Genomic DNA, 17,275 nt, shown 5'->3' with positions numbered 1-17,275 from the left:
ACCGCAGCGCGGCAAGGGGGTCTTTCGGCTCTGGTCGTCGCTGCCCTGCCTTCCTAGCCTGAGCGCAGGACAACCGTCAGGAGAACCGCAGTGAAGCTAGTCATCGTCGGCGGAGTCGCCGCCGGAGCATCCCTCGCCGCCCGTGCCCGCCGCCTCGACGAGTTCGCCGAGATCGTCGTCCTTGAACGGGGTCACCATGTCTCTTTCGCGAACTGCGGCCTGCCGTATCACATCGGCGGTGTCATCACCGATCGCAGCCGGCTTCTCGTGCAGACACCGCAGAGCCTGCGGGAGGCCCTCGACCTCGACGTGCGCATCGGCAGTGAGGTGATCGCGATCGACCGCGCGGCCCGGGTGGTCACGGTGCGCTCGGTCGACGACGGCCGGGAGTACACCGAGTCGTACGATGCGCTCGCCCTCTGCCCCGGGGCCGAGGCCGTGCGGCCCCCAATCGTTGGCATCGACCTGCCCGGCGTGCACGTTCTGCGCCGCATGGGCGACATGGACCAGATCAAGGATCACCTGGACGCGCTCCTCGCCGAGGCTGCCGCCGGTCGCCGCGCACCCGTGCGTACGGTGGTCATCGGAGCCGGGTACATCGGGCTCGAGATGGCCGAGAATCTGCGGCACCGTGGGGCGGAGGTCGATGTCGTGGAACTCGCCGACCAGATCCTGCCCCCGATTGACCACGAGCTCGCGGTGCCCGTCGAGACGCACCTGCGTAGCCGAGGAGTGGCCGTGCACCTCGAGACGGGCGCGGCGGCACTTCGGGAGTCGGCGACCGGCGTCGACATCGAACTGACCAACCACGCCGTGCTGCGCGCCGACCTGGTCATCCTGTCAGCGGGGGTGCGCCCGAACGCGCAGCTCGCCCGAGAGGCGGGCCTCGAGATCGGCGCCCACGGCGGCATTGTCGTCGACACCCACATGCGCACCTCCGACCCGAGCATCTGGGCAGCGGGCGACGTCGTGGAGACCGCCAACACGGTGATCCCGGGTTCCTGGCTCGCCCCACTCGCGGGGCCGGCCAACCGGCAGGCCCGCGTCGCTGCCGAGAACATCTGCGGTCGCACCACCGAGTACCGCTCGACCCAGGGCACGTCGATCGTGAAGGTCTTCGACATGGTCGCGGGTGGAACCGGCGCGACTCAGCGGCAACTGCTCGCGGCCGGCGTGCCTCATCGGGCCGTCCACGTGCACCCCTCCGGGCACGCCGGCTACTACCCGGGCACGGCGATGATGCACCTCAAGCTGCTGTTCGACCCGCAGACTGGCACCGTGCTCGGCGGTCAGGCCGCCGGGTTCGACGGCATCGACAAGCGCATCGATGTGATCGCCACAGCGGTGCGCAATCAGCTCACCGTGTTCGACCTCGAAGAACTCGAACTCGCGTACGCACCACCGTTCGGCTCGGCGAAGGACCCGATCAACATGGCGGGATTCGTCGCCGCGAACGTCGTGCGCGGAGATCTCGAGCTCTGGTACGCGGAGGACTACCCTGCCGCGGTCGAGGGTGCCCGCATCATCGACGTGCGCACCCCCGAGGAGTACGACATCTGGCACCTGCCGGGAGCGGAGAACGTGCCGCTCGACACGGTGCGCGCGGTCTGTGCCGAGTGGGACACGGCGACTCCCCTGCGGCTGTACTGCGCAGTCGGGTTCCGCTCCTACCTGGCGTACCGCGCGCTGCGGCAACGCGGCTTCAGCGACCTCGCGACCCTGTCGGGCGGGTCGACGACCTTCCGCGCGTGGCACGAGCTCGACGAGGCGGAGGTACCCGTGCGACGCGCGCCGATGGAAAACTATGCGGAAGCGCACTCGCTGTTCGCGCTCGCCCCGACGGGTGTTGGCGCATCCATCGATCTCGACGCGCGCGGGCTCGCGTGCCCTGGCCCGATCATGCGGCTTGCGCAGACCGTCGGCGACGCGGATGCGGGCGATGAGGTGACTATCCACGTGAGCGACCCCGGTTTCGCCGCGGATGCTCCCGCGTGGGTCAAGCGAAACGGCCACGAGCTCGTCGCCATCGAGCCGGAAGGACCTGGCTACGTCGCCGTCATCCGCAAGGGAGGAGCCGGCGCGATGGCATCGGCGCGCCCCGCATCGGGCACGACCGTCGCGGGCCAGGGAAAGAACTCCTTCGTCGTGTTCTCCGGAGACATGGACAAGGTGCTCGCCTCCTTCATCATCGCCAACGGAGCTCTCGCCATGGGCGAGCAGGTCTCCATGTTCTTCACCTTCTGGGGGCTCAACGCGCTGCGTCACGAGCAGCCGCCGAAGCGCCAGAAGACGATGATGGACCGGATGTTCGGCATGATGATGCCCTCGAGCGCGAACCACCTGCCGCTCTCGACCATGAACATGGCTGGCATGGGCCCGGTCATGATCAAGAACGTCATGAAGCAGCACAACGTGCCGAGCCTCCCGGAGCTCATCGCCTCGGCGCAGGCCGGCGGTGCGCGACTGATCGGCTGCACGATGACGATGGATCTGCTCGGCATCGCCCACAGCGACCTGATCGACGGCGTCGAGCTCGGCGGCGTAGCCACCTTCCTCGGCGAGGCGTCGGAGTCGACGACGACACTGTTCATCTAGAGTCGTCGCCTACCATCGGCACATGGCCGAACTGCCCGCGCTGCTGCGTGCCGAACTCGGCGACGCCGTCGTCACCGACCCGGCCGCCCTCGACGCGGCGCGCAGCGACTACTCCGGGCAGCGCAGCGGATCCGCCCCTCTCGCGATCGTCGAAGCCCGCACGGTCGGCGACGTGCAGACCGCTCTGCGCTTCGCGCACGCGCACCGCCTGCCCGTCGTGCCGCGCGGTGCGGGTACGGGGCTCACCGGCGGCGCGATGGCGTCGGCGGGGCAGATCGTCGTCAGCACGACGCAGCTCACGGGCATCCTCGAGGTCAACGCCGCCGACCAGCTCGCCGTCGTCCAGGCCGGGGTTCTCAACGCCGAACTGGGGCGCGCCGTCGAGCCGCACGGGCTGTTCTTCGCGCCCGACCCGGCGAGCAAGGCCATCTCCACCATCGGCGGCAACATCGCCACGAATGCTGGCGGACTGCTGTGCGCCAAGTACGGTGTCACGCGCGAAGCCGTGCTCGGCCTGACGGTCGTTCTCGCCGACGGGTCGCTGCTGCAGCTCGGGCACCGCACCGTCAAGGGCGTCACCGGTCTCGACCTCACGGCTCTCATGATCGGCAGCGAGGGCACGCTCGGCATCATCGTCGAGGCGACCGTGCGCCTGCTGCCGCTGCCGACGGGAGACCCCGCGACCCTCAGCGCGACCTTCGTCGACGTCGTCGCGGCGGCCGCCGCGGCCGCCGCGATCACCGCCGCGCGCGTGCGACCGGCGGCGATGGAGCTCATCGATGCGCGTGCGCTCAGCGCCATCCACGAGCACCTCGCCCTGCCGCCGCCCGCTCCGGAGTCGGTGCAGCTGCTCGTACAGTTCGACGGGCCATCTGCCCCGGCCGACGCACGGGTGGCGCTGGCCATCCTGCGCGACCTCGGTGCGGATGTCTCCCTGTCGCTCGATGCGGAGGAGGGCGAGGGGATGCTCGCGGTGCGCCGCGCCTTCCACTCCGCCATGGCAGCACGCGGTTCGGTTCTCATCGAGGACATCGCTGTGCCGCGCTCCGCACTGCCGGCGATGGTCGCCGAGATCCGCGCGATCGAGGAGCGCTTCGGACTCGAGATCCCCACCGTCGCACACGCGGGCGACGGCAATCTGCACCCCAACCTCATCTACTCCGGCGACACCGTGCCCGCCGTGATCTGGGAGGCCGCGGGAGAGATGTTCCGTGCCGCGCTCGCCCTCGGCGGCACCCTCACGGGCGAGCACGGCGTCGGCACGCTCAAGCGGCGCTGGCTCGAGGAGGAGCTCGGCGCCCCGCAGCTCGACCTTCAGCGCCGCATCAAGGCGGTCTTCGACCCGCTCGGCATCATGAACCCGGGAAAGGTCTACTGACACCGTGGCCGTACGCCGCTAGCTGCGCCTGGCGACATAGACTCCGTTGCGCGACATGCCCTCGGTGAGCGGGTTGGCGAACTGCACCGTGTGGCCCTCCACCACGTCGAAGACCTCGCCCAGCACCGCGAGGAATGGCTCTTCAGGGGGGTCGTCCGACCACAGGGCGAAGACGCCGCCGGGCCCCAGGTGGCGCGCGAGCCGCCGCATGCCCACCTCGGAATAGAGATCGGCGTGACTCGCGTCGAGCGTGAAGGTCGGCGTGTGGTCCACGTCGAGCAGAATGGCGTGGAGCTCTGCCGGAACGTCGGCGTGCGCGCCGGGCGCGTCGCGCATGAGGGCGAAGAAGTCGGCGTGCACGAGCCGGGTGCGCGCATCGCCCACGAGCGACCCGCTTACCGGCAGCAGGCCCTGCTGGTGCCAGCGGATCACCTCGGGCAGGGCATCCACGACCGTCAGCGAGCCGAGGCGATCGTCGGCGAGCGCGGTGACCGCCGTGTACCCGAGACCGAGACCCCCCACGACGACGTCGAGTGGACCTGCAGCCTCGACGGCGGAAAGGCCCAGCCGGGCGAGCTCCTCCTCCGCGACCGTGAAGAGGCTTGACATGAGGAACTCCTCGCCAAGCTTGACCTCGTAGACGTCCGCGTCGACCGCCGCGACGTGGCGACGGCGCAGGGTGAGCTCGCCCATGGGCGTGGACGCATAGGCGAGCTCCTCGAAACGCAGCATGCCGCCCAGCCTAGGAGGCGAGCGGCATGCGGCGCGGATCAGGCGATGCGGATCATCTTCTTGTTGACGAATTCATCGATGCCGAGCGTGCCCAGCTCCCGCCCGGAGCCGGATCGCTTGACGCCGCCGAACGGCAGCTCCGGGCTGTCGGCGAGCACGCAGTTGACGTAAACCATGCCCGCTTCGATGCGGTCGGCCACCCTCGCCGCCTGCTGCGGGTCGGTCGTGAAGACGTACGAACCCAGGCCGAAAGGCGTGTCGTTGGCAAGCTCCACCGCCGCATCCTCGTCCGCCACGCGGAAAACCTGTGCGACCGGCCCGAAGAACTCCTCGTAGAACACCTCGTTGCCCGGGGCCACTCCCGTGAGCACGGTCGGCGTGAAGAACGTGCCCTCGCGCGTGCCCCCCGTGACGATCGTCGCACCGCCGTCGACCGCACGCGCCACCTGGCTCTCCAGGGTCTCCGCCGCCGTCGCCGATGAGAGGGCACCCACGGGTCCGCTGCCCTCGCCCATGGGGTCGCTCGGGCTGACCTCCGCCATGGCCGCCGTGAACTTCTCGAGGAACGCGTCGTAGAGCTCGTCGACGATGATGAAGCGCTTCGCCCCGTTGCACGACTGGCCGCTGTTGTCGAGGCGAGCGTCGACCGCCATCTGCACCGTCGCGTCCAAGTCGTCGGTGCTCAGCACGATGAAGGGGTCGCTGCCACCGAGCTCGAGCACGACCTTCTTGAGGTGACGCCCCGCCTGCTCGGCGACCGCGGCGCCGGCGCGCTCGGACCCCGTGAGCGACACACCCTGCACGCGGGGGTCGGCGATGATGTCAGCGATCTGCTCGTTCGTCGCGTAGAGGTTCGTGTAAGCGCCCGCCGGGAAGCCCGCATCGACGAAGATCTGACCAATCGCCGCGGCCGACTCGGGGCATTGCGCGGCGTGCTTGAGCAGGATCGTGTTGCCGAGCATCAGATTCGGGCCGGCGAATCGCGCGACCTGGTAGTACGGGAAGTTCCAGGGCATGATGCCGAGAAGAACGCCCATGGGGCTCTTGCGAATGACCGCCGAGCCCTCGCTGCCCTCGGCGAGATCGATCGGCTCGTCCTCGAGCAGCTCGGGGCCGTGGTCGGCGTAGTACTGGAAGATGTCTGCTGCGAAGTCGACCTCGCCGAGGGCATCGCCGATCGGCTTGCCCATCTCGCGCACAATGATCTCGGCGAGCTGCTGCCGGCGCTCGCGGTGCAGCTCGGCCACCTTCGTGATGAGGGCGGAACGGTCATCCGGTGTCGTCGTGCGCGCCCACTGGCGGTACGCCGCGGCAGCGCTGTCGATGGCCGCGGCGACGTCCGCGTCGCTCGCGGTCGGATACGTGGAGAGCGTCTCCCCGGTCGCGGGGTTGACGACTGCGTACTTGCTCATGAGGCTCCTCAACAGTTCGCTCGGTGCACCTCGAGTCGCGCCGATGGGCGCGACGGTGGCGGCGATGCACGACTGGGCAACAGCCTAGGGCTCGGGTGCCGCGCACCGGAAGCCGACGGGCTCAGCATCCGCTGAGGACTGCTCCGACGACCGGGATTCAGCGGCAGGTCTGCCGGATCGTCCCCGCCACGATGTCGGCGAGGGCGACGACGGAGGCGGCATCGGCCCACTCGAGGTCGGCATGCGCTCCCCCGCCGTCGGCACCGATCACGACGCACGGGATGCCCGCCTCCTGCACGAGACGAGCATCCGTCCAGAAGGGCTCCCCCCGCGTCGCCGCCGGCCGGCCCAGCACGCGCTCGACGTGTTCGGCCACCGTGGCGACGATCGTGGATTGCGGCTCGGTGGCGAACGCGGCGCGAGCAACGTGACGGCGCACCGCTCCCACCGCGCCGGGCACCGCGGCGACCGAGTCGGCGACAAGAGCCCTCAGGTCTTCCTCGACCACGTCGAGGTCCTCGTCGGGCAGCGTGCGCCGCTCCACGGTGAGCACGCAGCGGTCGGCGACGGTCGCGGCGTCGGTGCCGCCGGCGATCGTGGAGACGCGTACCGTGCCGTGGCCGAGGAGCGGGTGCGGCGGCGTGCTCTCGAGCCGCGTGCGCAGGCCGTCGAGCCCGCGCAGGAAGACGCCGGCCGCGGCGATCGCGTCGACCCCCTGCTCGGGCATCGAGCCGTGGGCGGCGACCCCGGCGAACTCCACCTCGAACCACGCGAATCCGCGGTGCGCGACCGTGAGCTCGAGCGCGGAGGGCTCGACGACGATGCCCGCATCCGGCCGCACGCCCGTCCCGGCGAGGTGGGCGAGAGCCTCGACCGTCCCGGTGCTGCCGAACTCCTCGTCGGCGACAAGCGTGAGCAAGATATCCCCGCGCAGCTCGCGCGGGGCGTGAACGCGCGCCGCCGCGACCATGACGGCCGCCACGCCGCTCTTGGTGTCGAAGGCTCCGCGCCCGACGACCCGCTCGATGCCGTCGACGGTCTCGATCGCGCCCGAGAACGGGTAGCCGTCGTACCCGGCCACGCCGACCGTGTCGAGGTGGCCGTTGAGCAGCAGCGTCGCACCACCCCCGGCGCCGCGCGCGATCGCGACGAGGGAAGGATGCCCGGCGCGGCCCTCGAGGCGCGCCACCTCGAATCCGCGCTCGCCCAACCACGCGGCGCACCAGTCGGCGATCGCCGACTCCCCCGCGCCGCCCGGCACGAGGTCGCTGTTGACCGAGTCGATCGCGATGAGCTCGGCGAGCACGGCCAGCACCTCGGGGGTGCTGCGGGGGTCTGCGGGCGGGTGCGTCACGCGAGCCAGCGTAGACGGCATCGGCGCGTGCCCGAGCAGATCGACGCCTCTACGCTGGGGGCATGGCGAGACGGGCGGGCGGCGTGCGCAGAGCATCCCGTGCCCGAAGCATCGTGCGCGAGTTCCTCGACGGGGCCGCGCTCGTCTTCCGCGGCTTCGCGACGTGGCGGCGGCGGCCCGGCCTCATGCTATTCGGGATGCTCCCCGCGGGAATCTCTGCGGCGATCATCGTGACCGTGCTCGTCGTCATGGGGCTGAACGCCCAGGAGCTCTCCGCGGTGCTCACCGGCTTCGCCGACGGGTGGGAGGCCGGCTGGCGCGACGCGCTGCGCGCCGTCGTCGCGATCCTGCTCGTCGCCGGGGTCATCATCGCCGCGGTCTACACGTTTACGGCACTCACGCTGCTCATCGGCGACCCGTTCTACGAGCGGGTGTGGCGCCGCACCGAGGAAGACCTCGGTGGCTTCGCGCCGACACCGCTGACGTTCTGGCGATCCTTCGGCGGCGGCATCCTGCTCGTGCTGCGGGCGATCGGCTACGGCCTGCTGACGTTCCTCGCGGGGCTCCTGCCGGTCGTCGGCGCCGTCGCGGGCCCGGTGACGGGCGTGCTCCTGGGCGGCCACCTCATCCAGCGCGAGCTCACGACGCGCCCGCTCGAGGCGCGCGGCATCGACGGGGCTGCGCGCGCGCGGCTCATCCGGGGCTCACGGGCGCGCGCGCTCGGCTTCGGCGTCGCGACGCAGCTGCTCTACCTCGTGCCGGGCGGCGCGATCGTCGTGATGCCGGCCGCGGTCGTCGGGGCGACCCTGCTCGCGCGCGACGCTCTCGCCCGCACGGAGCGCGCGCCCTCCGTACCGACCGCTGACTCCTGAGGGTCTTCTCAGGCGTCGGTGGTCAGCCAGCGGCGCACCTCGTCGCCGTGCTCATCGAGCGCGGGTGGTGCACTGGGCGGCACGGGCGCGAAGGCGGAGTAGCGCACCGGGTGCGTCCACTGGTCCGGATGCCCTGGGCCTACCGGCACGGTCGGGTCGAGCCCGAGCCTGCGCGCGAGGCTGAGCGCCTCGTCGATGCCGTTGACCGTGCCCGCGGGGACGCCCGCGGCGAGCATGCGCCGAGCCCAGGCGGCCGCGTCGTCGGCGGCGAGCAGCCTTTCCAGACGTACCTGCAGCGCGTCGCGGTTCGCGACGCGCCCTGCGTTGGTGGCGAAACCCGGGGCGCCCGCGAGCTCAGCATCGCCCAGCACACGGCACAGGGCCGCGAACTGCTGGTCGTTGCCGACCGCGACGGCGAGCATCCCGTCGCGGCAGCGCAGCGTTTCGTAGGGTGCGATGGAGGGATGCCGGTTGCCCATCGCGTGCGGCACGTGGCCGGTCGCGAGATACCCGCTCGCCTGGTTGGCGAGGGAGGCGATGAGGCTCGAGAGCAGGGCGACTTCGACGTGCTGGCCCGAGCCGGTGCGCGCGCGATGCAGCAGCGCCGCCAGCACAGCCATGACGGCGTCCTTCGCCGCGAGAAGGTCGACCATCGCCACTCCGACCTTGCGGGGCTCGCCTCCGGGGTCGCCGGTGATGCTCATGAGCCCGCCGACGGCCTGCACGAGAAAGTCGTAGCCCGGCATCGTCGCACCCTCGCCCCGCGAGCCGAACCCCGTGATGGAGCAGTAGACGACGCCGGGGTTGCGGGCGAGCACGCTCGCGGCGTCGAGGCCGAAGCGCCGTAGCGCGCCGGTGCGGTAGTTCTCGATCACGATGTCGGCGCGATCCACCAGCCGACGCGCGAGCGCACGGTCGCCGTCGTCGGCGAAATCAAGCGCGATCGACTGCTTGGAGCGATTGGCCGCCTCGAAGTAGGAGCTCGATGATCCCGCCCATGGCGGCCCCCACCCTCGCGTCTCGTCGCCCGCGCCGGGTCGCTCGACCTTCACCACGCGCGCACCCAGGTCGGCGAGCATGACGGCCGCGGTCGGGCCGGCGAGCACGCGGCTGAGGTCGGCCACGAGCATCCCCTCAAGCGGCCTCGTCATGCGCCAACTGTACAAGTGGACAAAAGCACTGTCACGCGACAGCATGAGAGCACCCCAGGAAGGACCGCCATGACCGACTCCCCCCTCGACCTCGTCGGGTTCGACGCGCTGCTCACGGCGGAGGAGCGCGCCACCCGCGACCGCGTGCGCGCGTTCGTGGAGAGCCACGTGCGACCGGGGATCGCCGAGTGGTACGACCGGGGCGAGTTCCCGCGCGAGCTCATCACCCCGATGGCCGAGGCAGCCCTGCTCGGCATGCATCTGGAGGGGTACGGCGGCGGTGGTCGCTCCGCCGTCGAGTACGGCCTCGCCGCGGCAGAGCTCGAAGCCGGCGACAGCGGCATTCGCACCTTCGTCTCCGTGCAGGGCTCGCTGGCCATGACCGCCCTTCACGCCTTCGGCTCGGAGGAGCAGAAGACGCAGTGGCTTCCGCCCATGGCGGCAGGAAACATCATCGGATGCTTCGGCCTCACCGAGCCGAATGCCGGCAGCGACCCGGCTTCGATGCAGACCTTCGCTCGCCGCGAGGGCGACGACTGGATCATCACGGGCAGCAAGCGCTGGATCGGCCTCGCGTCGATCGCCGACATCGCCGTCATCTGGGCTCAGACCGACGGAGGCATCCGCGGGTTCATCGTGCCGACCGGCAGTGCCGGCTTCACGGCGACGCCGATCGGGCAGAAGCTCTCCCTGCGCGCGTCGATCCAGTGCGACATCGCGCTCGACGAGGTGCGGGTGCCGGCCGACGCGCAGCTCCCGGGCGCCGAAGGACTGCGCGGCCCCTTCACGTGTCTCAACCAGGCGCGCTACGGCATCATGTGGGGCGTCATGGGGGCGGCGCTCGACAGCTACCGCGCGGCGCTCGCCTACGTGCAGCAGCGCGAGGTGTTCGGCAAGCCGGTGGCGGCGTACCAGCTGACGCAGCAGAAGCTCGTCGACATGGCGCTCGAGATCGACAAGGGCTTCCTGCTCGCTCTGCAGCTGGGCAGGCTGAAGGATGCCGGCCAGCTGCAGCCGCACCAGATCTCGGTCGGCAAGCTCAACAACACCCGCGAGGCGATCGCGATCGCCCGCGAGGCTCGCGCGATGCTCGGCGGCAACGGCATCACGCTCGCGCACTCGCCGCTTCGGCACGCCAACAATCTCGAGTCGGTGCGCACCTACGAGGGCACCGACGACGTGCACACCCTCATTCTGGGCAGCGCGATTACCGGCATCCCCGCGTTCCGCTAGACCGCGACACGCTCCGGCAGCACCGCCGGGTGGGTGCCGACCATGGTCTCGAGCACGCGGACGACCTGGGAGCTGTAGCCGTACTCGTTGTCGTACCAGACGTAGACGATCGCGGTATCGCCCGTGCAGATGGTCGCGAGGCCGTCGACGATGCCGGCGCGGTGCGATCCGATGAAGTCGGTCGACACGACCTCGGGCGACTCGATGTAGTCGATCTGCTTCCGCAGGCTGGAGTGCAGGGAGGTCGTGCGGAGGAAGTCGTTGAGCTCTTCGCGGGTCGTCGCCCGCTCGAGCCGCAGGTGCAGGATCGCCATGGACACGTCGGGGGTCGGCACGCGGATCGCGTTGCCCGTGAGCTTTCCGTCGAGCGCGGGGAGCGCTTTGGCCACGGCCTTGGCGGCCCCGGTCTCCGTGATGACCATGTTGAGCGCGGCGGAACGCCCCCGCCGGTCGCCGCGGTGGAAGTTGTCGATGAGGTTCTGATCGTTGGTGAAGGCGTGCACCGTCTCGACGTGCCCGTGCACGACACCGAACTCGTCGTGCAGCACCTTGAGCACGGGGGTGATGGCGTTGGTCGTGCACGACGCCGCCGTGACGATGCGGTCATCGGGGCCGATCAGCTCGTGGTTGATGCCGTGCACGACGTTGAGCAGCGATCCCTTGCCGGGGGCCGTTAGCAGCACGCGCGCGACGGCTGTCGAGCGCAGGTGCTGCGCCAGCCCGGCCTCGTCGCGCCACCGGCCCGTGTTGTCGACGACGATGGCATCGCTGATGCCGTAGGCGGTGTAGTCGATCTCTCCCGGGTCATCGGCGTAGATGACCTGGATGAGCGTGCCGTTGGCGAGAATGGTGTTCGCCTCCGGGTCGACACTGATCGTGCCGTCGAACGGCCCGTGCACAGAGTCGCGCCGCAGCAGGCTGGCCCGCTTGATGAGATCGTTCTCGCCGCCGCGTCGCACGACGATCGCCCGGAGGTGGAGGCCGGCGCCGTTGCCGGCGTGCGAGATGAGGATGCGCGCCACGAGCCTCCCGATACGGCCGAAGCCGTACAGCACGACATCGGTGCCGACGGTGTCTCCGCTGCGCGCCGGGCCGAGCACGTTTCGCAGGTAGTCGACGAGCGTGCCCTCGCCGCCAGCGTGCTCCTCGAAGTCGCTGAGGAGGCGCGCGATGTCGAGCGAGGCCGGTGCGGGGTCGAGCGTGAGCAGGGCATCCAGCACCTCTTTCGTCCGCTCGAGCGGCAGCACCGAGCCGGTGACGTGCTGCGCGTAGCGGTGAGCCTTGATGACGCCGATCGGCGACTGGTTGATGAGGCGCCGACCGTGAATGGACGTGATGACCCCGTACTCCCGGTAGAGGTGCCCGATGAGGGGCATGAGCTGCTCGGCGAGGGTCTCGCGGGCCTTCCAGGCCTCGCGCTGGGCGACTACGGCGTCGGTCATGGGCCAACGCTATCGACCTCGGCGTTACGCCGGGCGTCGCACGGGCCCCGTGAACGTATTAAGAATCCTGAATCTTCAGTCTCGCGAAATCTTCGCCCGCAGCGCTGCGCGGAGGGGCTGGGTGCTCGTCAGGCGTCAGCCGCGGCGAGCTGCCCGCACGCCCCGTCGATCTCCTTGCCACGCGTGTCGCGCAGCGTCGTGGGGATGCCCGCGGCGTCGATGCGGCGCACAAACTCGCGCATGACGGCGGGCTCCGAGCTCGTCCAGATCGAGCCGGGCGTCGGGTTGAGCGGAATCGGGTTGACATGCACCCAGCCGCGCCCGCGAGCGTTGAGCTTCTCGGCGAGCAGGTCGGCGCGCCAGGCGTGGTCGTTCATGTCTTTGATGAGCGCGTACTCGATCGATACGCGCCGGCCAGTCTTCTCGAAGTACTCGCGGGCCGCATCCAGCGCCTCGTCGACCTTCCAGCGCGAGTTGACGGGAATCAGCTCGTCGCGCAGCTCATCATCGGGCGCGTGCAGCGACAGCGCGAACGTGACGGGCAGCTTCTCGTCGGCGAGCGTGCGAATCGCGGGTACGAGGCCGACGGTGCTGATGGTCACGTTGCGGGCGGACATCCCGAGGCCTGTCGGCTGCGGAGCGACCATCGTGCGTACCGCGCTCATGAGGCGCTTGTAGTTGGCGAGCGGCTCGCCCATGCCCATGAAGACGATGTTGCTGACGCGCTCGGGCGTCGTCTCGCCACGCTTCTTGCCGCCGAGCTCGCCGTCTCGGATGGCCGCGTTGGCGCGCACCACCTGGTCGACGATCTCGGCTGCCGACATGTTGCGCGTCAGCCCCGCCTGGCCGGTCGCGCAGAACGGGCAGTTCATGCCGCAGCCGGCCTGGCTCGACACGCACAGCGTGATGCGGCCCGGGTAGCGCATGAGCACGCTCTCGACGAGGGCGCCGTCGTGCAGCTTCCACAAGAACTTGATGGTGTCGCCGTTGTCGGTGCGCAGGCGTCGCACCTCCGTCAGGAGCGGGGGCAGGATGCTCGCCACCAGCTCCTCACGGCCGGCGGCCGGCAGATCGGTCATCCGCTCGGGGTCGCTGGTGTGGTGCGTGAAGTAGTGGGTCGCGAGCTGCTTCGCCCGGAACTTCGGCAGACCCTGCTCGATCACGGCCTGCTCGCGCTCGGTGACGCTCAGGTCGGCGAGGTGAACCGGCGGCTTGCCGCGCTTCGGCTCGGCGAACTGCAGGGCCGGCCGGCCGTCGGGGCCCAGCTTCTGCTGCCAGCCCTCCGCCTGCGGGCGGATCTGCGGCCGCTCTCCGGCAGCTCGGGCTGCGCGCGGGGTCGCGGGCGCGCCGTTGTTGCCGATTCCCCGTGCAGAAGCCATGCCTTCAGGGTACGGGGCGCGCGCCGGAAAGCGTGCATAAGCGCAGAGCTGATGAGGGCCCCGTTATGAGGCGTTCTGCGCAGCGACGATGAGCAGGAAGCCGAGCCCCGCGAGCCCCCAGCTCGTGAGGCTGCCGATGAGGAACTCCTCGGCCTTCGACCCCGTGCCGCGATCGGCCGAGATCTCCGGGAACCGCACGATGCCCTTCGCCGCGAGCAGCGCCGCGATGAGCGTGGGCGCACCCGCCAGGGCGAGGAAGACGATGAGCAGTCGCTCGAGCGGGCCAATGATGCGGCCCCCCAGCAGCGCGCTCGGTGCCGACTCGGCGGGCGCCTCTGTGCGCGGCTCGATGCTGCCGATCGTGCGACGGCCCAGGCGCAGTCGCCAACCCGAGGTCTGGGCCGGCGAGCCCTCGCCGCCGCCCCGCGCAGCGGCGAGGATCGCGCGCGTCACGACATTCGCGGTCGTCACGAGCGAGACACCCACGGCGGCCGTGACCACTACGACGGTAGAGTCGAGCCCGAACGCCGCCCAGCCGTCGAGCGGGACGCTCGCCAGGCTCGGCCACGGGCCTGCCCAGGCCGCGAGAGAGACGGCGGCGAGCAGCACCGCGACCGGCCACCACGGGGCGCGCGCTTCGTCGTCGATGCGGAGGGCGAGCATCCACGTGAGGGCGACGAGAGCGGCGCCGATGACGAGCGCAACGGGCAGTGCGATCGCGAGACCACTGGCGACGATGACGGCGACCGCGACGCTCGCGCCGACGGCGGCGTGAGCGCGGCCCGGCACTCGGCGGCGAGCGAGATCGCCGAGTCCGACCCCGAGCAGCAGCAGCGCGCCGATCATGCGGACTCCCCGGCGAGGGCGCGATCGGCCGCGACGAGCGCGGCTGCCCCGGATCGGCGCAGGTTCTGCGACACCGCCGATTGGCTGATGCGCTCACGCGCGGCGAGCTCGCTCTGGGTGGCGCCGCTCAGCGTGCCCGCCGCGAGACGGCGCGCGCGCGGCGACATCGTGCCGATGAGGTGATCGCGCAGCAGCAGGTGAGCGGTGAGGGCTCCGACGCGCTCGGCGTCAGACTGTTCCCCGATGAGCCAGGTGCGGGCGTAGGGGGCGGTTCGCTCCTGATCGCGCTCGACCCTGTCGAGGGCCTCGCGGGCTCGCCACCACGCCGAGCCGTCGTAGATCGGGCCGCGGTTGCCCTCGCCGACCTCGCGCATCTCGCCCTCCCCCAGGCCGAAACGGCAGTCGATCTCGACCGGCAGCGCGAGGCGCACGAGGGCGGTCGCCCGCACGGCGTCGGCGACCGTGGCGAACACGGCCTGGAACTCATCGCCGACGGTCGCCCACAGCGGAACCTCCACGGGGATGCCGCGCGCGGCCCCGTGAAAGGCCTCGAGGATGGCGGACTGCGCGAGAGCACGGTCGTGGAGAGCGCGCGAGTCGACGATGTCGACGAGCAAAGCCACCCGCATCCCGGTCATGCCATAAGCCTAGCAGTGATACCGACATAGATATAAGCAGTTCTGCGAGAAGAACGGCACGGCGTACCGTTAGGGGTATGACGCCTCCCGAGACGCCCACCACCACCGAGGCCGATTCCGCCCCGACCACCGTCCCCTTCACCGAGCTCGGCCTCAGCGACGCCGTGCTCGCCGCGCTGCGCGACGTGGGGTACGAGCATCCCAGCTCCATCCAGGCCGCCACGATCCCCACGCTCCTCGCCGGCCGCGACGTCGTCGGCCTCGCCCAGACCGGCACGGGCAAGACGGCCGCCTTCGCGCTGCCGATCCTCTCGCGCCTCGACCTTGCGCAGAAGACGCCGCAGGCCCTCGTGCTCGCTCCCACGCGTGAGCTCGCCCTGCAGGTGTGCGAGGCGTTCGAGAAGTACGCCGCCCACCTGCCCGGCGTGCACGTGCTGCCCGTCTACGGCGGCCAGGGCTACGGCGTACAGCTCTCGGCCCTGCGCCGCGGCGTGCACATCGTCGTCGGCACCCCGGGCCGCATCATGGACCACCTCGACAAGGGCACGCTCGACCTCACAGCGCTGAAGTACCTCGTGCTCGACGAAGCCGACGAGATGCTCAAGATGGGCTTCGCGGAGGACGTCGAGACGATCCTCGCCGACACGCCCGACGACAAGCAGGTCGCCCTGTTCTCGGCGACGATGCCCGCCGCGATCCGCCGCATCTCGCAGCAGCACCTGACCGATCCGCACGAGATCACCGTCAAGACCAAGACGACGACCTCGGCGAACACCAGCCAGCGCTACCTCGTGGTCTCCTATCAGCAGAAGGTCGACGCCCTCACGCGCATTCTCGAGGTTGAGAACTTCGAGGGGATGATCATCTTCGTCCGTACGAAGAACGAGACCGAGACGCTCGCCGAGAAGCTGCGCGCGCGCGGTTACTCGGCGCAGGCGATCAACGGCGACGTGCAGCAGGTTCAGCGTGAGCGCACCGTCGAGCAGCTCAAGGCGGGCACCCTCGACATCCTCGTCGCCACCGATGTCGCCGCGCGCGGCCTCGACGTCGAGCGCATCAGCCACGTCGTCAACTTCGACAGTCCCACCGATACCGATTCGTACGTGCACCGCATCGGCCGCACCGGCCGCGCCGGCCGCAGCGGCGCGGCGATCAGCTTCGTCACGCCGCGCGAGCGCCGCCTGCTCGACGCGATCGAGCGCGCCACGCGCCAGCCGCTCACCCAGATGCAGCTGCCGACCGTCGACGACGTCAACGCCACGCGCCTCGCCCGCTTCGACGAGGCGATCACCGAGGCCCTGTCGAACGGCGAGCTCATGAGCGTCTTCCGCGACATCATCGGCCACTACGTCGAGCACCACGACGTGCCGGAGGCCGACGTGGCCGCCGCGCTCGCGGTCGTCGCGCAGGGCGGCACCTCCCTGTTGCTCACCGAGGACGACCTGCGCCCGCCGCGCAGGGACCGCGATGATCGGGATGCCCGTTCCCACCATGCTGATCGCGCCGAGCGCGCCGACCGCGGCGAGCGACCTCCGCGCCGCGGCAACGGCCCCGCCCTCGCGCCCTATCGCATCGAGGTCGGCCGACGCCATCGGGTGGAGCCTCGCCAGATCGTCGGCGCGCTCGCCAACGAGGGCGGCTTGAGCCGCGAGGACTTCGGGGCGATCGACATCAAGCTCGACTTCTCCGTCGTCGAGCTGCCCGCCTCGATGCCGCCCGCGACGCTCAAGAAGCTCGAGGCGACGCGCATCAGCGGGCGCCTCATCGAGCTCAAGCCTGACCGGGGTCCCCGTAAGCCGCGCACCCAGCGCGCGACCCGCGCCGACTGAGGCAGTGCTCAGCGCGTACTGCGTCGCTCGCCGCGCGTCAAGGGCCTTCTACCCCCGTTCGGGGGGCACTACTGTGGCAGCACATCGTTCCATCGCGCGGCGGGTGGGTGCCGCGCAGTGAGGGGGAAGCACTGTGGCCGTTGTCAGCGAGAAGCGCGGGTCGACGACGACCTCGCGCACTCCCCTCGTCCGCTGGACGGTCGTGCCGCACACGCCGGCTCTCGTACTCGTCGGGTACTGCGGCGAGGAGCCTGCCGCCATCATCGAGCGCGACGCCGGTCAGCGCTATCGACTCGTCAGCTGCCGCGGCGCCGAACTGGGCTCTTTCGACACCATCAGTGAGGCGCAATCGTCGTTCGAACGCGAGCTGCGCGGCTGACGACCGGGGCGGCCGTGCCACGAGGGGGCTCACGG

At 70.6% G+C, this 17,275-nt stretch carries 14 protein-coding genes; 6 read left to right on the top strand and 8 right to left on the bottom strand.

Going from position 1 to position 17,275, the window contains the following annotated elements; translation table 11 throughout:
• Positions 1 to 90: 90 nt before the first annotated feature.
• Both RJQ01_RS07360 and RJQ01_RS07355 read left to right on the top strand, forming a co-directional pair.
• Positions 91 to 2,595 (top strand): FAD-dependent oxidoreductase, encoded by a 2,505-nt coding sequence (locus RJQ01_RS07360; protein WP_350476092.1) that lies wholly within the window; start codon positions 91 to 93, stop codon positions 2,593 to 2,595.
• Between the two features lie 22 nt (positions 2,596 to 2,617).
• The gene (locus tag RJQ01_RS07355) at positions 2,618 to 3,973 is read left to right on the top strand and encodes an FAD-binding oxidoreductase (protein WP_350476091.1); all 1,356 of its coding nucleotides are present in this window, start codon (positions 2,618 to 2,620) and stop codon (positions 3,971 to 3,973) included.
• 18 nt (positions 3,974 to 3,991) lie between these two features.
• Here RJQ01_RS07355 and RJQ01_RS07350 read toward each other — a convergent pair whose 3' ends face one another.
• The 3 genes from RJQ01_RS07350 to RJQ01_RS07340 all read right to left on the bottom strand — a co-directional run bounded on the left by RJQ01_RS07350 (position 3,992) and on the right by RJQ01_RS07340 (position 7,471).
• Positions 3,992 to 4,705, bottom strand: coding sequence for a polyamine aminopropyltransferase (locus RJQ01_RS07350; RefSeq protein ID WP_350476090.1), 714 nt, complete (start codon positions 4,703 to 4,705; stop codon positions 3,992 to 3,994).
• Between the two features lie 38 nt (positions 4,706 to 4,743).
• Positions 4,744 to 6,117 (bottom strand): NAD-dependent succinate-semialdehyde dehydrogenase, encoded by a 1,374-nt coding sequence (locus RJQ01_RS07345; protein ID WP_350476089.1) that lies wholly within the window; start codon positions 6,115 to 6,117, stop codon positions 4,744 to 4,746.
• A gap of 157 nt (positions 6,118 to 6,274) precedes the next feature.
• Complete coding sequence (locus tag RJQ01_RS07340) at positions 6,275 to 7,471, bottom strand: M20/M25/M40 family metallo-hydrolase (RefSeq protein ID WP_350476088.1); 1,197 nt, start codon at positions 7,469 to 7,471, stop codon at positions 6,275 to 6,277.
• Positions 7,472 to 7,533: 62 nt separating this feature from the next.
• Here RJQ01_RS07340 and RJQ01_RS07335 point away from each other — a divergent pair, with 62 nt between their 5' ends.
• Positions 7,534 to 8,343, top strand: a complete 810-nt coding sequence (locus RJQ01_RS07335) for an EI24 domain-containing protein (protein WP_350476087.1) — start codon at positions 7,534 to 7,536, stop codon at positions 8,341 to 8,343.
• An 8-nt stretch (positions 8,344 to 8,351) separates the two neighbouring features.
• Here the strand turns inward: RJQ01_RS07335 and RJQ01_RS07330 are convergent, their stop codons facing one another.
• A complete protein-coding gene (locus RJQ01_RS07330) occupies positions 8,352 to 9,494 on the bottom strand; it encodes a CaiB/BaiF CoA transferase family protein (RefSeq protein WP_350476086.1) in 1,143 nt (380 codons plus the stop codon).
• Positions 9,495 to 9,563: 69 nt separating this feature from the next.
• On the opposite strand from RJQ01_RS07330, the gene RJQ01_RS07325 reads away from it, so the two are divergent.
• Positions 9,564 to 10,727, top strand: a complete 1,164-nt coding sequence (locus RJQ01_RS07325; protein ID WP_350476085.1) for an acyl-CoA dehydrogenase family protein — start codon at positions 9,564 to 9,566, stop codon at positions 10,725 to 10,727.
• Here the strand turns inward: RJQ01_RS07325 and RJQ01_RS07320 are convergent.
• The 4 genes from RJQ01_RS07320 to RJQ01_RS07305 all read right to left on the bottom strand — a co-directional run bounded on the left by RJQ01_RS07320 (position 10,724) and on the right by RJQ01_RS07305 (position 15,032).
• Positions 10,724 to 12,169, bottom strand: coding sequence for a glyceraldehyde-3-phosphate dehydrogenase (locus RJQ01_RS07320; RefSeq protein ID WP_350476084.1), 1,446 nt, complete (start codon positions 12,167 to 12,169; stop codon positions 10,724 to 10,726). The genes RJQ01_RS07325 and RJQ01_RS07320 overlap by 4 nt on opposite strands.
• 128 nt (positions 12,170 to 12,297) lie before the next feature.
• Entirely contained in the window at positions 12,298 to 13,548 is a 1,251-nt protein-coding gene (gene rlmN, locus RJQ01_RS07315; protein WP_350476083.1) for a dual-specificity RNA methyltransferase RlmN, read from the bottom strand.
• Positions 13,549 to 13,611: 63 nt separating this feature from the next.
• Positions 13,612 to 14,394, bottom strand: a complete 783-nt coding sequence (locus RJQ01_RS07310; RefSeq protein WP_350476082.1) for a hypothetical protein — start codon at positions 14,392 to 14,394, stop codon at positions 13,612 to 13,614.
• A complete protein-coding gene (locus RJQ01_RS07305) occupies positions 14,391 to 15,032 on the bottom strand; it encodes a SatD family protein (protein ID WP_350476081.1) in 642 nt (213 codons plus the stop codon). The genes RJQ01_RS07310 and RJQ01_RS07305 overlap by 4 nt, the downstream gene beginning before the upstream one ends.
• A 77-nt stretch (positions 15,033 to 15,109) precedes the next feature.
• On the opposite strand from RJQ01_RS07305, the gene RJQ01_RS07300 reads away from it, so the two are divergent.
• Positions 15,110 to 16,861, top strand: a complete 1,752-nt coding sequence (locus tag RJQ01_RS07300) for a DEAD/DEAH box helicase (protein WP_350476080.1) — start codon at positions 15,110 to 15,112, stop codon at positions 16,859 to 16,861.
• A gap of 133 nt (positions 16,862 to 16,994) precedes the next feature.
• A complete protein-coding gene (locus RJQ01_RS07295; protein WP_350476079.1) occupies positions 16,995 to 17,240 on the top strand; it encodes a hypothetical protein in 246 nt (81 codons plus the stop codon).
• Positions 17,241 to 17,275 lie beyond the last annotated feature (35 nt).

The sequence above is a fragment of the Microcella sp. genome (assembly GCF_040286215.1).
In the GTDB taxonomy this organism is placed as follows: Bacteria; Actinomycetota; Actinomycetes; order Actinomycetales; family Microbacteriaceae; genus Microcella.
This window is presented reverse-complemented; position numbering and strand designations above follow the sequence as displayed.

What these genes read in the sequence shown, in the direction of transcription:
- RJQ01_RS07355 (WP_350476091.1), top strand. Translation starts at nt 2,618, where the DNA reads ATGGCCGAACTGCCCGCGCTGCTGCGTGCCGAACTCGGCGACGCCGTC.
- RJQ01_RS07350 (WP_350476090.1), bottom strand. Translation starts at nt 4,705, where the DNA reads ATGCTGCGTTTCGAGGAGCTCGCCTATGCGTCCACGCCCATGGGCGAG.
- RJQ01_RS07345 (WP_350476089.1), bottom strand. Translation starts at nt 6,117, where the DNA reads ATGAGCAAGTACGCAGTCGTCAACCCCGCGACCGGGGAGACGCTCTCC.
- RJQ01_RS07335 (WP_350476087.1), top strand. Translation starts at nt 7,534, where the DNA reads ATGGCGAGACGGGCGGGCGGCGTGCGCAGAGCATCCCGTGCCCGAAGC.
- RJQ01_RS07330 (WP_350476086.1), bottom strand. Translation starts at nt 9,494, where the DNA reads ATGACGAGGCCGCTTGAGGGGATGCTCGTGGCCGACCTCAGCCGCGTG.
- RJQ01_RS07325 (WP_350476085.1), top strand. Translation starts at nt 9,564, where the DNA reads ATGACCGACTCCCCCCTCGACCTCGTCGGGTTCGACGCGCTGCTCACG.
- RJQ01_RS07320 (WP_350476084.1), bottom strand. Translation starts at nt 12,169, where the DNA reads ATGACCGACGCCGTAGTCGCCCAGCGCGAGGCCTGGAAGGCCCGCGAG.
- rlmN (WP_350476083.1), bottom strand. Translation starts at nt 13,548, where the DNA reads ATGGCTTCTGCACGGGGAATCGGCAACAACGGCGCGCCCGCGACCCCG.
- RJQ01_RS07310 (WP_350476082.1), bottom strand. Translation starts at nt 14,394, where the DNA reads ATGATCGGCGCGCTGCTGCTGCTCGGGGTCGGACTCGGCGATCTCGCT.
- RJQ01_RS07305 (WP_350476081.1), bottom strand. Translation starts at nt 15,032, where the DNA reads ATGACCGGGATGCGGGTGGCTTTGCTCGTCGACATCGTCGACTCGCGC.
- RJQ01_RS07300 (WP_350476080.1), top strand. Translation starts at nt 15,110, where the DNA reads ATGACGCCTCCCGAGACGCCCACCACCACCGAGGCCGATTCCGCCCCG.